Origin of the sequence: Streptomyces sp. NBC_01334 (assembly GCF_035983595.1) — a bacterium.
GTDB lineage: Bacteria > Actinomycetota > Actinomycetes > Streptomycetales > Streptomycetaceae > Streptomyces > Streptomyces coriariae.
Map to the genome: position 1 here is coordinate 530,821 of NZ_CP130719.1, position 18,950 is coordinate 549,770.

Annotated in this window: 15 protein-coding genes; 9 read left to right on the plus strand and 6 right to left on the minus strand. The window is 65.9% G+C overall.

Annotated elements, in window-relative coordinates:
- Positions 1–59 precede the first annotated feature (59 nt).
- Positions 60–209, minus strand: a complete 150-nt coding sequence (locus OG736_RS47025) for a zinc-binding dehydrogenase (RefSeq protein WP_442817227.1) — start codon at positions 207–209, stop codon at positions 60–62.
- Between the two features lie 74 nt (positions 210–283).
- Between OG736_RS47025 and OG736_RS47030 the strand changes: the two genes are divergently transcribed.
- From OG736_RS47030 to OG736_RS47040, 3 genes are all read left to right on the plus strand, one after another.
- Positions 284–526 carry an ATP-dependent DNA ligase gene (locus tag OG736_RS47030; protein WP_327188332.1) on the plus strand — a complete coding sequence of 81 codons (243 nt, stop codon included), beginning with the start codon at positions 284–286 and terminating at the stop codon, positions 524–526.
- 57 nt (positions 527–583) lie between these two features.
- Positions 584–871: a DNA ligase-like domain-containing protein gene (locus tag OG736_RS47035; protein ID WP_327188307.1), complete on the plus strand. Its 288-nt coding sequence runs from the start codon at positions 584–586 to the stop codon at positions 869–871.
- A 671-nt stretch (positions 872–1,542) separates the two neighbouring features.
- Positions 1,543–2,904, plus strand: a complete 1,362-nt coding sequence (locus tag OG736_RS47040) for a sialidase family protein (RefSeq protein ID WP_327188308.1) — start codon at positions 1,543–1,545, stop codon at positions 2,902–2,904.
- A 152-nt stretch (positions 2,905–3,056) separates the two neighbouring features.
- On the opposite strand, the gene OG736_RS47045 is transcribed toward OG736_RS47040, so the two are convergent.
- The 3 genes from OG736_RS47045 to OG736_RS47055 form a co-directional block, all read right to left on the minus strand.
- On the minus strand, positions 3,057–3,749 hold the full coding sequence (locus tag OG736_RS47045) for a response regulator transcription factor (RefSeq protein ID WP_327188309.1): 693 nt from the start codon (positions 3,747–3,749) through the stop codon (positions 3,057–3,059).
- A 22-nt stretch (positions 3,750–3,771) separates the two neighbouring features.
- Positions 3,772–4,950: a sensor histidine kinase gene (locus tag OG736_RS47050; protein WP_327188310.1), complete on the minus strand. Its 1,179-nt coding sequence runs from the start codon at positions 4,948–4,950 to the stop codon at positions 3,772–3,774.
- 115 nt (positions 4,951–5,065) lie between these two features.
- Entirely contained in the window at positions 5,066–7,282 is a 2,217-nt protein-coding gene (locus tag OG736_RS47055) for an MMPL family transporter (protein WP_327188311.1), read from the minus strand.
- A gap of 680 nt (positions 7,283–7,962) precedes the next feature.
- On the opposite strand from OG736_RS47055, the gene OG736_RS47060 reads away from it, so the two are divergent.
- From OG736_RS47060 to OG736_RS47085, 6 genes are all read left to right on the plus strand, one after another.
- Positions 7,963–8,796, plus strand: a complete 834-nt coding sequence (locus tag OG736_RS47060) for a hypothetical protein (RefSeq protein ID WP_327188312.1) — start codon at positions 7,963–7,965, stop codon at positions 8,794–8,796.
- A 179-nt stretch (positions 8,797–8,975) separates the two neighbouring features.
- Positions 8,976–9,866, plus strand: a complete 891-nt coding sequence (locus OG736_RS47065; protein ID WP_327188313.1) for a hypothetical protein — start codon at positions 8,976–8,978, stop codon at positions 9,864–9,866.
- A 186-nt stretch (positions 9,867–10,052) separates the two neighbouring features.
- Complete coding sequence (locus OG736_RS47070) at positions 10,053–11,099, plus strand: serine/threonine protein kinase (protein ID WP_327188314.1); 1,047 nt, start codon at positions 10,053–10,055, stop codon at positions 11,097–11,099.
- Positions 11,078–11,683 carry an ABC-three component system middle component 2 gene (locus OG736_RS47075; RefSeq protein ID WP_327188315.1) on the plus strand — a complete coding sequence of 202 codons (606 nt, stop codon included), beginning with the start codon at positions 11,078–11,080 and terminating at the stop codon, positions 11,681–11,683. Before OG736_RS47070 ends, OG736_RS47075 begins: the two co-directional genes overlap by 22 nt.
- Positions 11,680–13,668 (plus strand): coiled-coil domain-containing protein, encoded by a 1,989-nt coding sequence (locus OG736_RS47080; RefSeq protein ID WP_327188316.1) that lies wholly within the window; start codon positions 11,680–11,682, stop codon positions 13,666–13,668. The genes OG736_RS47075 and OG736_RS47080 overlap by 4 nt, the downstream gene beginning before the upstream one ends.
- A 190-nt stretch (positions 13,669–13,858) precedes the next feature.
- Entirely contained in the window at positions 13,859–15,829 is a 1,971-nt protein-coding gene (locus OG736_RS47085) for a serine/threonine-protein kinase (RefSeq protein ID WP_327188317.1), read from the plus strand.
- A 335-nt stretch (positions 15,830–16,164) separates the two neighbouring features.
- Here OG736_RS47085 and OG736_RS47090 read toward each other — a convergent pair whose 3' ends face one another.
- Positions 16,165–16,749, minus strand: coding sequence for a hypothetical protein (locus tag OG736_RS47090; protein ID WP_327180490.1), 585 nt, complete (start codon positions 16,747–16,749; stop codon positions 16,165–16,167).
- A 44-nt stretch (positions 16,750–16,793) separates the two neighbouring features.
- Positions 16,794–18,935 (minus strand): P-loop NTPase fold protein, encoded by a 2,142-nt coding sequence (locus tag OG736_RS47095; protein WP_327180489.1) that lies wholly within the window; start codon positions 18,933–18,935, stop codon positions 16,794–16,796.
- Positions 18,936–18,950: the final 15 nt, after the last annotated feature.

Sequence of the window (18,950 nt, forward strand, 5' to 3'; positions counted from 1 at the left end):
GCCCGCGCAAGGCGGGGCCTGCCTCCCGGGTGGCAGCGGGTACTTCCGGAGAGTTGAGGTCAGATGCGTCTGAGGGGCACGGTGTCGCCAAAGGCCAGCACTATCTTTCCTCGGGTGTGGGGTTCACCGAGTCTGATGTAGGCGGCGCGTACCTCGTCCAGCGGGTACACCGAGTCGATGGGAAACGTGATGCCGTCGGCGACTGCCATGCCTGCCAGGGTTTCCCAGATCACTTGGTACGGACGGATGCCGCGCCATCCTCTTCGCGGGTCCCGGACAGGTCCTGCTCCAGTCCCGGCGGGGCATCGACCTCACTTCGGCGTACCTGGATATCGCCGAGGCAGCTTCCGGAGTGGGCGGATTGCTCGTCCTGGACGGCGAACTCGTTGTACCGCACGGCGGTCGGCTGGACTTCGTCGCACTCCAGAGCCGCGCGCCGCCGGGCCCCGGTGCTGCTCAGGCACCAGAACACCTGCCCGCCCATCTGATCGTCTTCGACGTTCTGGAGGTCGCCGGTAGCACGTAGTTGGCCCGCCCTTATCGCGAGCGACGTTCAGTCCTGTAGGACCTCTTCGCCTGCGACATGCTCGGCGCTCCGTTCACGACGTGCCCGAACACGACCGACCGCGCCACGGCACAGGACTGGCTGGAGCCCGCCTGGGGAGCCGTAGGGATCGAAAGTGTGGTGGTCAAAGGGCTTGCGCAGCCCAATCTGCCGGGCAAGCGGGCCTGGATCAAGGGGCGTTCCCGCACTACGTCGGAAGCGGTGATCGGCGTGATCACCGGTTCCCTGAAGGCTCCACTCTGCCTTTGCTGGAGCAGTACGACGCGGCCGGTGACCTGCATCTGGTCGCCCACACCACCCCGCTGAACCCCACAGTCCGGCGCGACATGGGCTGGCGGCTGGCAGGTGCCGGGTCCGAGCACGCGTGGCACGGACATCGCTTCAGTGCCGGTTGGGCCAGTCGTGGCGACCTGGAGAACCAGCCCGCCCTGCCTGATCTGGTCGCCGAGTTCGTGGTCGACACCGTCGTCGGCGCGGGCCTACCGCTACCCGGTCCGCTCGGTACGGCTGCGCGCGGACCTCAGCCCACGGCAGACCCCGCCTTTCACCGTCTGCCCCCGCCCCCACAGCACGGCGGGCGGAGGGGGGACTCACTGTGGCGGATGGCAGTCTGCGAAACGGTCATGCCCTTGGACAGGACACCGAATGACGAGCGTGGTGCGCATGTCAATATTGCTGCGGCAGGAGATACCCGGTTCCGCAGCATGCCAGAGCAGTACTGGCCGACCTGCACCTGCACGACGCCGTCCTTCCTGAGGTCCTGCCATTCTCTGATGGCTCACAGACACCCAGGGCCCCGACTCCTCCTCCCCCCACGATGCCAGCCAGGACTGCAGCGTGCCGTCCGGCCATACGTCTTGGCTGACGGTGGGGCGATGCCGCATCCGGCCGGATGCCCTCGAGTTGGGCCGTTTCAGGTCCCGTGCCCTGCAGAAAAAAGAACCCCGTTGTGCCAGACGAGAAAGTTAAGGATCGACATGGCGCTGTTCAGTAGCTCGTCCAAGAAGTTAGGGGCGGCGGCAATCTCTGCGCTGTTCCTGTTGTGTGGTTCGCCCGCCGCCGTGGCGGCACCGCAGGACGCGGGCGGCCATGCGGCCGTTCACGAGGTCGACGTCACCAACATGCCGGCCACCAAAGAGGGCCAGCCGACTGTCGCCGTCAACCCGCGGAACCCGAAAAATCTGGTCTTCGTCTCGACGATCTTCCCGCCCTCGCCGGGCCTGGAGCCGGTCGACGGCGGGTGTTTCCTGGCCTACTCGAACGACAGGGGCGACACGTGGACCCGGGTGGCGTGGCCGCTGGGTGACGCGGCACCCAAGTGCGGTGAGCCGAGCGTGCAGTTCGACGCGAAGGGCACCGTGTACGTGGACAACAACCAGGTCAGCTCGGGCCTGGACGCGAACCTGCTGAACCACAACCAGGTCGCGAAGTCGACCGACGGCGGCAAGACCTGGACCGACCCCGTGTCCACGCCGCTTCTCCTCGGCGGCGCCCCGAAGATGCGGGTGGACTCCGCGACCGGCAAGGTCTACGCGGTCGCGGGAGCGGCGTGGGAGTACCCGAGCGCGGTCTCCGTCAGTGCCGACGGCGGCAAGACGTTCAGCAAGGACTCGCGGGTGATCCCGGGCCCGATGCCCTGTATCGAGGTGGCGCCGGGCATTCCGCTTGTGTGCGGCTACCCGGGACGTGAGATCGCCGTGTATGGCGGGATCCTCGTGGCCGCCTCGCAGGAGGCGGGCAAGCCGGTGAACTTCCACGTCAGCCGTGACGACGGCAAAACGTGGACGAACACGACGGTGAACGACGGCCGGGGAACACCTGTTGCTGCGGGCACCGGGTCCCTGGTGCCGACTCCGGGGCTGGGCGCGGCCGCCGACCCCGTCCCATGGGCGGCAGCCGATCCGTCTCACCGCGGCCGGTTCGCCGTCATGGTGCCCCGGGACTCCAACACCCTGGAGGTCTACGTCACTCCGGACGCTGGCCGGACCTGGACCGGGCCGGCCGTGATCTCCACTCCGAACGCGCAGCGTCCGGCGGTCGACTTCGGCGCCAACGGCGATCTGGGTGTCATGTGGCGTACCACCACGGGTGACGCGTTCTCGGTCGTCTCGTTCGACCACGGCCGCTCGTTCAGCGACCCGGTGCAGGTCAACCATGTGACCGAGCCGGTCGGTGAGATGGGCCCTCCCGGTGACCGTTGGTCGGGGATCACCCTCGCCGGCGGCTATGCGTACGTCACGTGGGCCGACGGGCGCAACAACTCCTCACTCGACTCGATCATCAGCCGGGTGCCGCTGAAGCTGTACAAGAAGTGCACCGCCTCGAAGGCGACGAACTGACAGTAGTCCTACGCATGGCGGTGTTCCGCCGAGGCGCCTCGGCGGAACACCGCCATGCAACCGACGAGTTCCCAGAGTGCCGTGACAGGACATCACCGGCCCGGCCTGCGTCGCCCGCTTGTTTGTCTTGGTGACGTCGGGACGTGCCGCCCTTACCGGTCGTCGGTGGTGCCGTTGGTCCGGGGCCGGGGGTGTACGAGGCCGCTCTGGTAGGCGATGACGACGAGTTGGGCGCGGTCGCGGGCGCCGAGTTTGTTCATCGCGCGCTGGATGTGGGTGCGGACGGTCAGGGGACTGAGGACGAGGTCGTCGGCGATCTCGGCATTGGGCTTGCCTTCCGCTGCCAGGGCCATCACTTCGCGCTCCCGTGTGGTGAGCGCAGTCAGTTCCGGCGGTGGATCCGACTGGGGGTCTGCTGTGGTGAGGAAGCGGGTGATGAGGGTCCGGGTGGCGGTGGGGGACAGGAGGGCCTCGCCGGAGGCGACCGTTCGGATGCCCTCCAGCAGGGTGTACGCGGAGACGTCCTTGCCGAGGAAGCCGCTGGCCCCGGCTCGCAGCGCCCGGGCGACGTATTCGTCGGTCTCGAAGGTGGTGAGGATGAGGACGCGGGCGGTGGCGAGGTTCGGGTCCCGGCAGATGGCGGTGGTGGCGGCGAGACCGTCGGTGCCGGGCATGCGGATGTCCATCAGGACGATGTCGGGACGATGGGTGCGGGTGAGGGCGACGGCTTGCGCTCCGTCGGATGCTTCGCCGACCACTTCCATGTCGGGATTCTCTTCGATGAGGATCCGGAACGTGGTGCGCAGGAGTTCTTGGTCGTCAGCGAGCAGGATACGGATGGTCATGGACGGGCGTCTCTTCCAGGAGTCAGTGGAGGATCGGCAGTTCGGTGGTCACGGTGAAGCCGCCGTCGGGCCGTCTGCCGGCGTCAAAGCGGCCGCCGGCGGAGTGAGCGCGTTCGCGCATGCCGATCAGGCCGAACCCGTCGCCGGGACTGGCCGGGGCCGGCTCGCGGGCAGAGGGCTCGTTGGTGATGGTGACGGTCAGCCTGTCGCGGCCGTAGACCAGCCTGACCTGGGTGGTGCTTTTCGGTGCGTGCTTGGTGACATTGGTCAGGGCCTCCTGCACGATCCGGTACGCGGTCAGGTCCACGCCAGGCGACAACTGCTGTGGTTCACCGTCGACGACAACCTCGACACCAAGGCCGGCCGCGGTGAAGGAGTCGACGAGGGTGGGCAGCTCGTGCAGGCCGGGGGCCGGCTCCGTGGGCGAGTCGGGGTCGTCCGGCTGACGCAGAAGCCCGACGGTGGCCTTGAGCTCGCGCAGGGCTGAGGATGTGGTGGAGGCGAGCTGGGCGACCATGGGGGCGACCTTGTGCGGGCTGGTCTGCGCGAGGAAGGTGGCGGTGCCGGCTTGCGCGTTGGCGAGCGCCAGATGGTGGGCGACGACGTCGTGGAGCTCCCGTGCGATCCGCACGCGCTCTTCGGCGACGCGGTGACGGGCCTCCTCCTCACGACTGCGTTCGGCGTACTCGGCCCTCGCCTTGACCGCTTCGACATAGGCACGTCTGGTCTGCGCTGCCGTCCCCAGAGCCACTGGCAGCAGTAGACACAGGATCGGATTGATGATCGCCAGAGGCCAGGGGTGGCCGTTGCGGTTTCCGATGACCGCTGACAGCACGATCATCGCCGTTATGGCCAGGCACCACCCGTAGGCGGTCCTGCGCGGGATCTGCACGGCCAGCTCGTACAGGGCCGCGATGACCGGCGCCAGCAGCATGGGAGTGAGCAGGTAGCCGACTCCGCCGGCCGCGCTGGCGCACACGGCCGTCACAACGACCACGGTCCGGGGACGGGGACGGCGCCACAGCAGGGCCAAGGAGGCCACGACGGCCAGGGGCAACGCGGACCACCAGCCCAGGCCCTCGGCGTAGCTGTCGCTGCTGTAGAGGGCTACCGGCCCGGACAGTACGCACAGCACTGCGATGAGCGCCGCGTCCACGGCGTGCGGATGATTTTGTGCGTAGTGCTGCCAGCGGGCGGTCATCACGTGCTCCGGTCGAGGGTATTTCGTCCATGATCGGTCATAGCGCGCAGCGACACCCGCAGGGCTTCCCGTGAAGCCACGGGAAGCCCTGCGGGCCGCGCACGGACATGCCGGTTCAATTCAGCGCCGATGCCGGTGCCTTGTCGACGACAGGCTTCGTGACACCGGCCCTCCCGTCGGTGAGAGCCTCACCTTCGATGTCCACGTGAGGCAAGCGCCGGTCGAGCCAGTGCGGCAGCCACCAGGCCCTCTTCCCGAGCAGGGCCAATACTGCCGGGACGAAGACCATCCGCACCAGGAAGGCATCGAACAGCACGGCCACAGCCAGGCTGAAACCGATCATCTTGATCATGGCCAATCCGGCCCCGACGAACCCGGAGAAGACAGCGACCATGATCAGCGCGGCGGCCACCACGACACGGGCGCTGTGCCGGAACCCGCTGACCACGGAATCGGCGGGCCGCTCCCCGTGGACGTATGCCTCCCGCATCCGGGAAACCAGAAACACCTCATAGTCCATGGCCAGACCGAAGACAATGCCCACCATCATGATCGGCATAGTGCTCATGATCGGCCCGGTCTGCTGCAGACCGATCAGATCGGCCGCCCAACCCCACTGGAAGACGGCCACGACAGCACCGAGGGCGGCGAGCACGGACAGCAGGAACCCGACAGCGGCCTTGAGCGGCACGAGCACCGAACGGAAGATCACGAGCAGCAGCAGAAAGGCCAGCCCCACCACGACCACCAGATAGGGGACGAGCGCGCTCTGCATCTTCTGCGCGACGTCGATGTTCACCGCCGTGGTGCCAGAGACCAGAAACGTCGCACCAGTCTCGGACCGCAGACCCTCACGCTCGCCGCGGATCGCCCGGACCAGGTCCTTGGTCTCCTCACTCGTGGGCGCGGTGGAGGGAGTAGCGGTGAACAGGGCGGTATCGCCAACCGGGTTGAAGGTCACGGTCGACACGGACACGACTCCCGCCGTGTCGGCGATCTTCTCCCTGATCGTGGAGAGCGCCGACTTTGGGTCCTTCACGCCCTTCGCGTCCACAACAACGGTCAGCGGACCATTGAAGCCGGGACCGAACCCCTCCGCGAGCTCGTCGTAGGCCCGCCGTTCCGTGGTCGCGGTCGACTTCGACTCGTCCCCGGGCATCCCCAGCTGCATGTCCATCACCGGCAGCGCCAGCGTCCCCAGCACTGCGACCGAGGCAAGTAGCACCGGCACCGGGCGGCGCAGCACGAACTGAGCCCACCGCGTTCCGGCATTCCTCGTCGTGCCGCCGCTCTTCTGTTTGCCCTTCCTGACCCGGCGGGACAGAACGGCATTCGGGCACAGACCCAGCAGCGCGGGTACGAGAGACACCGCGACCAGGACGGCGATCACAACGGCCCCGGCCGCCGACAGACCCATCTTCGTCAGCGTCGGAACACCGACCACCGAAAGCCCCGCCAGTGCGATCACCACCGTCAGCCCGGCGAACACCACAGCCGAACCGGCCGTTCCGACGGCCAGGCCGGCGGCCTCCTGCGGGGCGCGGTTCTTGGCCCGTTCCTCGCGGTACCGGGACACGACGAACAGCGCGTAGTCGATGCCGACCGCCAGGCCCAGCATGGACGCCAGGCTGCTGCTCGTCGTGGACAGCCCGAACGTGCTGCCGAGCGCCATGATCGACACCATGCTGATGCCGACACCGAGGACGGCCGTCAGCAGGGGCAGTCCGGCAGCCGTCATGGAACCGAAGGTCACCAGCAGCACCAGCGCGGCGATGGCGATACCGATCGCCTCGCTCGAGCCGCCGGCCGCGGGCTGACTGGCCAGCACCGAGCCGCCGACATCCACCGTCAGACCCGCCTTGCGGGCCTCGTCCACGGCCGTTTGCAGGTGCTGCTTGGTGGAGTCGGTGATGTCCTTGGACTTCGCCTTGTAGGTGACGATCGCGTACGCGGTGGAACCGCTCTTGCTGACCGCACCCGCCTGGAAGGGGCTGACCGCGGCCTTGACCTGACTGCCCTCGCCGGCCTCGTCGACCAGCTTCTCGATCGTGGCGCGGTTGTCGGAGGCAGTGACCTTCTGCCCCTGGGGAGCGACGAAGACAATCTTGGCCGATGCCGTGTCGGCATTGTCGGAGGTTCCGGGAAAACGCTCCTGCAGCAGGTCATAGGCACTCTGTGCTTCGATGCCGTTCATCGAAGCCGTGTCATCGGGAGGCGCAGGCGCCTTGGTCGAGGCGAAACCGACAGCTCCCAGCACGACCACCCACAGGGCAGTCACAAGCCAGCGTCGTCGAAAGGCCGTACGGCCCAGTCGGTAGAGAAGAGCAGCCACGGGACGGAGGTCTCCACATCTGATTCGGGTACCTCCCCAGGCTCTCCGCCGCGACCGCTCCCGTCTGCCTGCTCCCGCCGACACTTCGGCTACTGAATCAGCAGTACTGCGCTCCTGAACTGGCAGTAGCACGCCGTGTGGGCGGAAGGCCGCCGCAGGCGTCTTCGCCCACGTCACAGACGCCAACGGCATCCGCCACACCGCCACCTCTGGAATCAGCGACGCCAGCGTCCACGTGAAAGACCGATCCCGCTCGTCGGTTTCATGGATTCGGCAGAGCGAGCCCGGACGCTCCCCGATGTGGACAACAGACGGAATGAAACCCCATCCATAACTTCGGCTCGCCCGCCCAACCCAGCCGCAGATCAGGGCTGGGTACGGAAGTGCTCAGCATCGGCTCCGGCAGCGTCCACGTCACGCAGGATCCCTTCCACCACGAGATGACGAACCACTCGCCAAGCTGTTGTAGGCCCTGCCCGGCGCGTCGCATGGTCTGCCACGAGTGGTCCGGTACGGTCGCCCTGACAGGCCAGGGATGGTCTGGAGGCGAGCGATCCGCCCGGGTGGAGTCGCAGATGCCCGAAGGGTGGGATGCCCGGTCCCGCTATATGTGTTTCTCGGTGTCCGTGCATGTATTCCTCCACGGCTGCCGCCCGGGGGCAGTCGGAGCAGGAATCCTCATGCCGCACACGACCGACGAGCGGATCAGCAAGGAGCTCGCGCGTCTTCTGTACCTAGGGCGACTTCAGACGAAGGGCGGCCGTCGCGCCCTGGACCCCACCGACCGCGGGCAACTCGCCTTCCAGGCCCTCCTCCTCGAGTGCCTGATGAGCAACCGTGAGTACCCGCACCCCCTGGAGCAGCCGCGAAAGAGCGCGATGGCCAGCATCAGCGGCTACCTGAATGCCATCTGCCACCAGCTCAGCCATCTGGAGATCCACACCAACACGGCGTACCGCGTTGCCAGCCGCCTCCTGCCCTTCCTTCACGACGACCATGGTGTGTGCGGGATCCCCGGTCTTCGGCTGATCGACTTCACCTGCCGACGGGTACGCCTGATCCACGTCCCCACAGGTGGGCGCCTCGACCTCGTGGACTCGCAGCGCTGGCACAGCAAGGACATCGCACGCATGGTCTTCCGGCAGGAGACCGACTGGCATCAGATGGAAGGGCGCTCGCCGCTGTGGCGTCGCAACGGCCTCACTGACGAGGAAACCGTGCACCATGCGTGCTGGGCCTACACCACCAGCACGCCGCTGCGGAGCGCACTGCTGATCCGCTCCATGCCGTTGTGGTACCGCTTCGACCTGCAGCCCGCCTGGGTTTCCGGCCACCCCACACGCCCGGACCGGCTCATCTGGGATGCTCACTCCGACACGGACCATGACCGCGTCGTCGAACTGCTGACTCGCTCCGAGGCCCGCATCCCAGGAGCTCGCTACCGCGAGAAGACGCGTTGCTCCGGGGTTCTAGAGCTCGGCTCCGGCAGCGCGCAGCTGATCAGCATCCTCTAGGCGGTCCCGGCCGGCGGTGGTCGGTGGCCGCGACGCTGCAGTCCACGACGTGATTCACCGCCCGCCGGCCCGGAACTTCGCGTCTGTGAGGACAGCGCCCGGCCGCCACGGTCGCGCTCGTACCCATGGGGCGGGAGGGGCGGCCTGAACGGAGCGCAGCACACGGCACCATGTTGTCCATGAAGGATAAGCGAGCTGAGCAATTCGCCCGATGTGCCGTGGTGTTGGCCGCAGCGTTGGACGGAGTAGGTGATGGCGGCTCGGTAGCCGCCGATCCTGAGGACCCCTTCGCCGTGCCTGCTTCGACAGACGAGGACCTCTTCGCCCCGTCTCTGGCCGGCAGGGAAGGCATCTTCGATCAGGCGCTGTCCAACGGGCTGGCCGCGATCGTCGCCTTCGAGTGGCCGGGTGAGGAGGCGAAGCGTAACGGCCGTGTCCTGCCGGCCAGCGAACTGCTCAAGGTGATTGCAGGGCATGTGCCTGCAACGGACGGCATCGTCCTCATCCCTGACAAGCATTCCCTTTCGGAGGCGCCCCAGGTTGACGAGGGCTCCCTTTTCCAGCCCTCCCGTCTGTCACCACACACCCGGATCGATGTGGCCACGCTGCAGAGCGGAATCGATGCCAGTCAGAAGGCCCGGCACGGCCGTGGTGCCGGAACTCTCCAGCGCCGTCATATCGAAGCCCTGCTGGACCTTGACGGACACGAGAGCCTCGGGGTGATGGGGGAGGAACAGCAGGACCGGATTCAGCAGGTTGCTCAGCGAGAAGACGCAGCCTCCCAGAGGCGCGCTTTCGAGTATCTCGAACGGATCGGCGAGGACGAAGCCGCACGGCGGGCTAACCAGGCGGTCAACCCCAACCCCTACCACCCGAAGCACAACCCGGACGGGCAGGATCTCGACACCTGCCCTGTCTGCGGACATGAAGCGTTCTGCGTGGAGGGCCTGGACCCGGTCTTCGGCCGGATCGGGTACGGCCAGTGCCTGGTGTGCACCTACACGCGCACCCCCGACGCCGCGGAGGCCGAGGGATTTGCCGAGCATCTCGCGTGGATTATGAACCGGTGACGTCGCCAGTCTCGCTGCACGTCACCCTCTCAGGCAAGGCGATGTGAAGCGTCCGTCAGATGCCAAAGACTCACGGGGCATCCCCTTGATCGATAGAGGAGAACAACGTTACGGTGCCACTCCTGACTTTGTGTTACGGAAGAAGCACGGGCTGAGAGCAGTGGGTGTCGTGCGCTGGGGGGTGCCGTGAAAGATCACGTGGCGATGGCGGCTGGTGTGCCGCCGATCAGTTTCGTGGCTCACCAGATGCGTACGGGTGGGGCGGGTGGCGCCCGGGATGACTTCGAAAAAATGATCACTGAACTGGCGAATGCCACGATGCCCGGGGTCCGCACGATCGCCGCCAACCCGGGTGACTGGGGCATCGATGCTTTCGCTGGCGACCTGGGCGGCTCCATCACGGTCTGGCAGTCCAAGTACTTCCACCCCGTTACAGCGGCCACGCACCAAAGAACAATCAGGGAGTCCTTCCAGTCGGTGATCAAGCAGGCATCCGAGCACGGGCACACGGTGAGGATGTGGATCCTGTGCATCCCCTCCAGCATGGATGGGCCGACCACGAAGTGGTGGGACAAGTGGAAGAGGACCCAAGAACGTGACCACAACTTGGTCATCGACTTGTGGGACGAGACCCAGCTGACGGTCAGACTGCGGACTCCAGAAGCTGATCATGTGCGCCGCGCATACTACGAACCGTTCACGGCAGTGGCTCCCGCCGACGAGGAAAGTCGCTCCGTCCTGGAGGTGGGCGTCGAGAAGGCGGCTGATTTCGACAACGCCCTCTTCATCCGACAGATGAGAGAGGCCGGCCACGTTGAACTCGATGGTGCCAAGCGCCAGTTCTTCAATGCGGACCTGGTCGCGCGCGAGATCGCCCATAAGGGGGTGCCGGCGGAGGTCATCGCTCTGGTGTCCACCGACGCGACCCTCCACGGCGTGTGGGAGACCCGCTTCAACGAGTGCTGCGCTGACGACAGCCTGCGCAAGCTGCACAGTCTGGTCTGGGCTGACGTCCGGACGGAGCACCCTCAGCTGCCCAAGCAGCTGAGGCTGGAGGTAGCTCACGCCTGGGGCCTGGTTCACCGGCTCGTGGACAATCGAAAGGCCGGCTGGGTCAAGCACTGGCGCACCGTTGCCGCCGCGCACTCCGAAACCGATTCACACATCCAGCAGCCCCGGCACGAGCCCCCGACCGACGATGAGGAGTCGCCATGGACGCCGACCGTCCGGTAGTCATGCCGGAGGACGAGGTCCAGTTCCGGCTGGCACAGCTCCTTCTACTCATGAATGCCATGGCCAACCAGAAGCCGCCCGGCGCCAATTTGGAACGCATCGCTTACTACGACTTCCTCTCCGCGAACCCCTTCCTGGTGGTGGAGCCGGACAGCCGGGAGGCGTCCCTGCTGCGTCTCGCGGGCTTCGATCCGCGGGTGCTGTCCTACGCATCCTCGGGACAGCGATTCACCAGCCGCCGTGAACGCATTCAGCATGACCTGAGCCTGCTGGTGGCCTACGGATGCTGCACCGCCGCGAATGAACAGGGCGGACTCGTCTACCGCATCACCTCTGCCGGACGTGATCTGAGCGCTCACCTCACCACGACCTACGCCAGATCCTTCACCACCGCAGCCGAAATGGTCGTCGGAAAGCTACGCCGGCTCAGTGACGCCCGCCTGCGCAAGGAGACCGCAGGCTGGCTGCGTGTCGACGGCAACAACCGGCCCGCCGCGGCTCTCGCCAGCGTTCTTGCAACCGTAGACAGCGGCAGGACGGTACTTCAGCCACTTGAGCAGCCCTTCGCGGAGGACGACCGATGACCGAAGCACATGGCATCCGCGTACGACGTCTGCGTCTGGTGGGTATCGGTCGGAACTACGACATCGACTTCACCGCAGAGGGCCGAGTCCAAGATCTCTCTGTCATCTCGGGAGCCTTCAGCTCCGGCAAGACAGCTGTCCTGGAGTTCGTCGCCTATGGTCTCGGCGCCAAGAACCACCCCAGACACCCCGAAGTCCTCCGCAAGGTCCGCTCGGCCTTGCTGGAAGTCGAGCTCTCCGGCGACAGCCACATCATCGAACGCGCCGTAGGCGAGCCCTCCACCGTGGCCTTCGTCCGCCGCGGACGACTGGACCAGCCTTCCTTCTCCACCATCGAAAAGAAGGTCATCGCCCCGGCCGGCGACCCCCAAAGCCTGTCCTCTCTACTGCTGAGCCACTGCAAGCTGGAAGGCGTAGAGCTGCGGGAAGCGCCAACCGACGCAGAATCACGCACCGACCCGCTCAGCATCCGCGACCTGATGTGGCTGACCTTCCTGCCCAACGAACGGGTCGCTGACAAGAACTTCCTCTTCGAGAACAGCCCCCCGCGCAAGCACAAGCTGCGCCAGGTCGTCGACGTCGTCTTCGGCGTCCACGACGACCGCGCCGTAGAACTCGGATCACGCATCAAACAGCTCGAGGGACGCCTCAACCGTTCGCGGGCTGAGCTAGCCGCAGCCACCGCCTTTGTCGCCGAACAAGACGGTGAAACGCCCACCGACCCGCTGACCCGCCTGGATGCCGAGCGCCAGTTGGCGTCGATCACCGCACAGCTTGAAGAGCTCGACCAGCGGGCCCACGCCGCCACCACCTTCGCCGAAGAGCTGCGCCAGACCCACCGACGCGCTGCAGAGGAGGCCCGCACAGCCTCCGCCGTTCTGCGTGACCGGGAGACACAGCTTGCACGCATGCTTCCCCTGCGCGCCCAATACGCCGACGACCTCCTCAAACTCGGCATGCTGGCTCAAGCTCGGCAGCTGTTTGACCCGCTCCGCGTCCGCACGTGTCCCGCCTGCTTGAACCCGTTGTCTGTCTCGCCCCATGTCATCGACGGGCACTGCAGCATGTGTGACCACGACCTGCCGGAGACGCCGGATCTGACCCTCGGTGCCGCTGCCGACAACAACATCAGCGCACAAGCTGAGCAGCTGGACGTCGCGGCTGAGATCCGTTCTACGAAGGCCCGGCTCAAAGAGATCACTACGTACATCGAGGAACTCGATGCCTCGCTCTCCTCGGCCAGGCAGCGGGCTCAGACCGCCAGCTTGGAAGAACAGCGTGCGGCGAAAGCCCTCGACGAAGCCACCTCACCGACCGTCTCCACCTTCCTCGTGGCCCGAGACGAGTTGCATCGCCGCAAAGAGGTAGCCACGCGCCAGATCGATCAGCTGAACACCGCGTCCAAACTCCAGGAAGGCTTGGCCAAGCGGGCTGGACTTGTGAACCGGCAAGAGGCGAACCTGGCCCAGCTGCGTGAGGAACTTGCACAACTGGGTGATGCCACCCAGGACCGAAATGAAGTACTTCGCGAGGTCAGCAAGCGGTATGGCCGCCTCCTTGCCGAGTGGCACTACCCCAAACTTAGTCAGGCCCACGTGGCGAACGACCTGACTCCCTTTGTGCGTGGCGAGCCCTACCAGGTGGCATCTTCAGGAGCTAGAACACTCATCACCCTCGCATGGCAACTGGCCGTCTTCGAAACAGCCTTCGAGAGCGGAGCATCGCACCCTGGCTTCCTCATGATCGACAGCCCCCAAAAGAACCTCGGACACGGCACCGGCCGCGACACCCTCATCGCGGACGCCGTAAGTACCGACGACTTCTATCGGCACCTCACACAATGGCTGGCACACCATGGGAACGGGGCGCAGGTCATCGTCGCCGACAACAGCCCCCCCGACCTGATCGAGGACCGGGTGATCGTCCGCTTCACCAGAGATGAGGCGCAGCCACCTTACGGGCTGATCGACGACGAGACGGGCTGACAGCCCAGACACCGGATCAGATCTGGCCGTGCCTGTCCGCGCCCGCCAGGGACAGGACCTGAGGTCGAATCGTCTTGGATCCTCTTGATCGATAGAGGTGAACGGCACTACGGTCCCATTTACTCTGTGTAACGAGAAGAGTACTTGCCGCACGGGCTGCGCATGGTTGGTGATGGGCTTTGGGGGTGCCGTGAAAGATCAAGTGGCGATGACGGCTGGTGTGCCGCCGATCAATTTCGTGGCTCATCAGATACGTACGGGCGGGATGGGCGGTGCCAGGGAGGACTTCGACAAGATGATCACTGACCTGGCGAACGCCACGATGCCTGGGGTCCGCACGATCGCTGCCAACCCGGCTGACTGGGGTATCGATGCCTTCGCTGGCGACTTGGGCGGTTCTATCACGGTCTGGCAGTCCAAGTACTTTCATCCCGTTACGGCGGGCACCTCACACCAGAAAATGATCAGAGAGTCCTTCCAGTCGCTGATGAAGCAGGCCGCCCAGCGTGGGTACACCGTGCAGACGTGGGTGCTGTGCATCCCCTCGAGCATGGACGGGCCGACGTCGAAGTGGTGGGCCACGTGGAAGAAGACTCAGGAGCGTGAGCATGGCCTGCTGATTGATCTGTGGGACGAGACCGAAATTACCCGCAGGCTTCGGACTCCAGAAGCGGATCGTGTGCGGCGCGCCTACTACGAGCCGTTCATGACGACGTCGATCGCCGATGCCGAGGACGAAGACGGTCTATTGGTAGGAGATGAGGACGGGGCGGTGGCCTTCGACTCATCCCTCCTGGCCAGACAGATCAGGGATGCGGGGCACGTTGAACTGGTCGGCGACCTGGCCCAGGTACTGCGCGGTGGCTGTGGCGACCGCAGGGACTACGCCCGGGATCGCCTCCCGATACCCGATGGCGGGCAGGCGGACGTGTTCCATGCACGGCATAAGAAGTCCGGTGTGAGCGTCGCCGTTAAGCAACTGCGTGGTCAGCATCCGCACCGCCGGCAGATAGCCCGGATGAAACGCGAGATCGAGATCGGCCTCATCCTCAACGGCCACCCTCACGCAGTCCCGATCTTGGACTACGACCGCAGTTACACCTGGTTTGTCATGCCCTTCACAGAGACCACAGCAACGCTCTGCCGAGAAGAATTCACTGAACTGCCTGCACTCACAGCCCTCCTCGAAGCCATCTGCTCCGTACTGGCCCCCGCCCACCAGCAGGGATGGGTGCACCGCGACATCAAGCCGGCCAACGTGCTTCGGCTCGACGGCCGTTGGGCGCTCGCGGACTGGGGCATCGTTCGACGGCCACGAGGACAAACCACCGACCCGCAGCGCACGAAGCTAGGCGCGTTCCTGGGCTCGGACGGCTTCGGCGCTCCTGAGCTTTCAGACGACGCTCACAGCGTCACACCAGCGACCGATATCTACAGCCTCGGTCAACTCATCGGTTGGGCAATCACGGGGGAGATGCCCCTGATGAACGTGCCCCTCGTACCCGCATCAGGTCCCTGGCGTGCGGTGGTCCGCGAAGCGACTCACAGAGACCCCGCCCGCAGGCCCACCACAATCGGAGCCTTTCTCCAACTGATTTCCCAAGAAACCCAGACGCCTGCCCAACCGCCCATCCTGCGTGCCGAAGCACTCAAGGAAGCGGCTGTGGAGGGATCGACGGCCGCCACCCACGAGCTGGTCGCGCTCGCCGCAGCTCACACCGGTGATGCTTCCCTGTACTGCGACCTTTTGGTCACTGTGCCTCCGACCGCTCTCATGTCAGCACTGCTGGCAAACCCACATAGAGCGGTGGACATCGTCCGCGCGATGGCTGAGCTGCTTGGCACGCACAGGTCACCGGAGCGTGGTGAGGTAGACGCCGCCATCATGTGGCTGATCGAAATCGCACAGCAGGCAGCAGCTGTGGGAGAGCTGGAACTGCTCGAGGAATGCTGCAACGGAGCGTTCGAGTGGGATGCACAGTGGGACCAATGGACGCCACAGGCCAAAATCGCGCCGTGGTTGTCTACCGTGACCGGAGACGTCGCCAGTGCAGTCGCAGCGACACTCCGCCAGCATCCCGTATCAGCAGGGCACTTCCGGCACTTGGCCGACAATATTCGCACCGACCACAGAATCCGTGCTGCTGTGTCGCGACCCTGATTTTGGCAGTCGACCGCGCTCCATATGACGGACAACAAGAGCCCGAAGGGCCAGCCACTCCTGGCCGGCCCTTCGGGCTACGCCCACTCCATGCCCAGTTCCCGGAGCGCATCCATGTCCAGGGGCGGTTTTTCTGATCAGTGGGTGGTGGGCTGGCCTGGGGTGATCAGTTTGGTGTTGGGGCCGATAGGGCTCCGAGGCCGAGCTGTAACGGCTTGGTGATGGGGGACCGGGGTTTCAGTTCTCTGCGTTGAGCTGCTGTTTTGTCAGGTGGAGCGGGCGTTAGTCAGGTGTGGGCATCTTCCGGGCGTGTTGATCAGATTCGTTGAGTGCTGCTATGCGGTCATCCAGTACAGGGCGGTGTCGATGTCGCGTGGGGTCCAGGTGCGGATTGGGGCTGGGGCGGCTGCGAGGAGTTGGTCGATCGTTGCTATGTAGCGGCTGTAGCGGCCGGGTGCGTGGCTGAGGGTGATGCCGAGGGTGCGCAGTCCGTTGTGGGCTCGCCGGTCGTAGATGGCCATGCGGTCTGGTGCGGCCGCGGTGAGGACGGCGGAGGCGAGGGCGTCACCAGTGCGGAAGCCTGGTAGGTGGGCGAGGGCGGCGCGGCCGGCTTGTGCTCCCGTGCAGCGGCTGAGAGTGGTGTCCTGAGCGGCGGTCGTGGCTTCGGCGGTAGCGCGGCGTACGTCGGTGTCTGCGAGCGCCATGAGTTCGGCCGCCCAGGGGGTGTCGGCTCTGAGCCGTTTCCACATCAGCAGTGCTCCGATGTCGGCTTTGCCGATGCTTCCGCTGGTGCATGCACGTCGTGTCACTTCTTGCAGGGTCTCGTCGTAGTAGGGGCTGACGGTGTCGGTGTAGGCCTGGCGGGCGGCGGCGAGGCGCTGCCATTGCTCGGGCGCGAGGGCGAGCGGATTGTCTGTCACGGCTTGCTAGTCCCTCTTGTCGGGAGGTGTGGGGCGGGTGATCGTCAGCCGCTGCTCGGGGCGTTGCCGCGGTGTTCGCGCAGTGCTTGGAGGATGCGCGCTCGGTGTTCGTCCTGGGAGCTGTCGGGGTCTGCTGCGGGGGTGTCGAGGAGCGGGCCGAGGCGGCTGTACAGCGCTTCGAGGCCGATGAGCGCGTCGAGGCTTTGCACGGTGGCGTCGTCGATGACAGGGAAGGGCGCCCGGTCGGGCGGGAGGAGCACAGCGAGGAGGTCGAGCGGGGTCCATGTCTCGTCGAACTGCTGGTTGATCCAGACCCGGGTGGCTTCGGATGCGGTGTGGCGCCATGCCCAGATGAGGGTGATCTCCAGCTCGGTGAGTTCGTCGACAGGACGGCTTGCGGCGGGGGCGATGTGCCGTTCGATCTCGCGGCTGATCAGTGAGCGGGCATCACCTATCCAGTCGGGCGTGGCTGCTGCCTGTGTGTGGTCCGGGGTATCGGAGTCGTTGCGGCTGGTGACGCGTTGGAGGGTGCGAGCAGCCAGGACGGCTCCGGCAGGGGTCTCGGCCATGGTCTTGAGGATTGCGGGCCGGTCGGGCTCGGCAAGGTCGGTCAGGAGGTCTTTTGCGAGGAAGTCCATGGCGCGGTCCGCAGTGAACAGGCCGAGGGCCCCTTGAGGGGCGGCGGTGAAGTGGCCGTAGTGCGGGGCTGCGGCTTTGAGGAGCGCGGCCGCCGGCAGGGGGGTGCCGGCGGCGCGTTTGTAACCGATGCGGCGGGTGATGCGCTGGGTGTCGTCGCGCAGGCGTAGGAGGAGTTCATCTGCTTCGGTGCCTGGGGTGTTGTCGGCCAGTTGCTGCAGGGCGGTGTCGAAGGTGTGCTCGGGAAGGTCGTCGTCGGGGACTCCGAAGACCATGTACCGGTCGAAGTAGTCGATGCTGCCGATGCCGCGCCGTCGCGCGATGGCCTGAAAGTCGATGCCATGGCCGAGAGCCTGCCGGACTGGTGCGAACAGCATCCCCATCAGGCCGATCACGCCGTCCAGGTGCTGCTCGGCGACGCCCGCCTCCTGCAGCCTGGCACGCCAGCGCTCGAGATGTTGTTCGGGCCGCTCGTCGCGGCGTGAGGGCAGGTTCATGCTGGTGCCGGTGAGTTCGGCTCGGTGCTGCCACAGCAACTGGTAGGCGCGGGGCTCGCTGGTGCGCAGGAAGGTGACGAGCAGAAAGTCGACGATGTCGACGTTGCCGGTGAGTTGGCCGAGGGTGGCGTCCGCCTGGCCGAAGAACCGTTTGATGGCGCGCGGGGTGCGCAGCCGGGCCTGCAGGTACCGGTAGTAGGCCTCGGAGAGCCTCTGCTGCTCTCCGGGCGTCAAGGCCAGGGTGTGCGAGGCGAGGACTGCGGCGAGGGAGCGGTCGACCAGGAGGTCGGCGTCGCGCTCGCGGAAGGCGGGAAGATCCAGCCGGACCTGGATGATCTTTTCCAGGAAGTCGCGTGCGCGTGGCTCGCTGTTGCCGACGAGCTCACTGCGTTGCAGGACGTCCAGAAGGGTCCGTTCGTCGAAGCTGATCAGGTAGTACACGCCTGGTAGATGGCCTACCAGGCGTACCAGTTTGAAGACGACGAGGAGCTCTTCTGGGGTGAGGCGGTCCAGGTCGTCCATGACGACGAGGACCGGGTGGCCCACTTTGCGCAGGGCTTCCTCGGCTTTGTGTTTGGCCGCGGACGCGCTCGTGTCGCCGCTGATGCGGTTGCTGACCTCCTGGATCAGTCCCTCCGAGTCCAGGCCGAAGAGCGCAGTGACCTTCCCCAGAGGACTGATGGCTTTTCCGAATCCGCCGATCTTCTCCCGCGCATCGGACCACCGTCCGTCATCCGGCAGGGCTTCGCGGATCTCGCTGAACAGCGCCAGCGTCAGCGACTCCAGATCGGAGTACAGCCACGGGTTGAGTTCCGCGACCAGCCAGCCTTCACCGTTCTCCGTTTCCCGTAGCCGGCGTGTCACCTTGCCCAGGACGCTGGACTTTCCCGAGCCCCAGGGACCGATCAACGCGAGGACTCCGGTTTCGGTCTGGCCTCGTACCCGGTCCAGCAGGCTGAGCACATGCTGGGCGTACTGTCCGTGTCCGAGCAGGTCAGGTCCTTCCTCGTAGTCGAGGAAGGGCTCGTCGTTGAAGAAGCGCGCGTCGGCCATCTGCTCATTGTCGGG

Coding starts and splice junctions, on each gene's coding strand:
- OG736_RS47065 (WP_327188313.1), top strand. CDS start 8,976: ATGAAGGATAAGCGAGCTGAGCAATTCGCCCGATGTGCCGTGGTGTTG.
- OG736_RS47050 (WP_327188310.1), bottom strand. CDS start 4,950: ATGACCGCCCGCTGGCAGCACTACGCACAAAATCATCCGCACGCCGTG.
- OG736_RS47035 (WP_327188307.1), top strand. CDS start 584: ATGCTCGGCGCTCCGTTCACGACGTGCCCGAACACGACCGACCGCGCC.
- OG736_RS47040 (WP_327188308.1), top strand. CDS start 1,543: ATGGCGCTGTTCAGTAGCTCGTCCAAGAAGTTAGGGGCGGCGGCAATC.
- OG736_RS47075 (WP_327188315.1), top strand. CDS start 11,078: ATGGACGCCGACCGTCCGGTAGTCATGCCGGAGGACGAGGTCCAGTTC.
- OG736_RS47025 (WP_442817227.1), bottom strand. CDS start 209: ATGGCAGTCGCCGACGGCATCACGTTTCCCATCGACTCGGTGTACCCG.
- OG736_RS47045 (WP_327188309.1), bottom strand. CDS start 3,749: ATGACCATCCGTATCCTGCTCGCTGACGACCAAGAACTCCTGCGCACC.
- OG736_RS47080 (WP_327188316.1), top strand. CDS start 11,680: ATGACCGAAGCACATGGCATCCGCGTACGACGTCTGCGTCTGGTGGGT.
- OG736_RS47095 (WP_327180489.1), bottom strand. CDS start 18,935: ATGGCCGACGCGCGCTTCTTCAACGACGAGCCCTTCCTCGACTACGAG.
- OG736_RS47060 (WP_327188312.1), top strand. CDS start 7,963: ATGCCGCACACGACCGACGAGCGGATCAGCAAGGAGCTCGCGCGTCTT.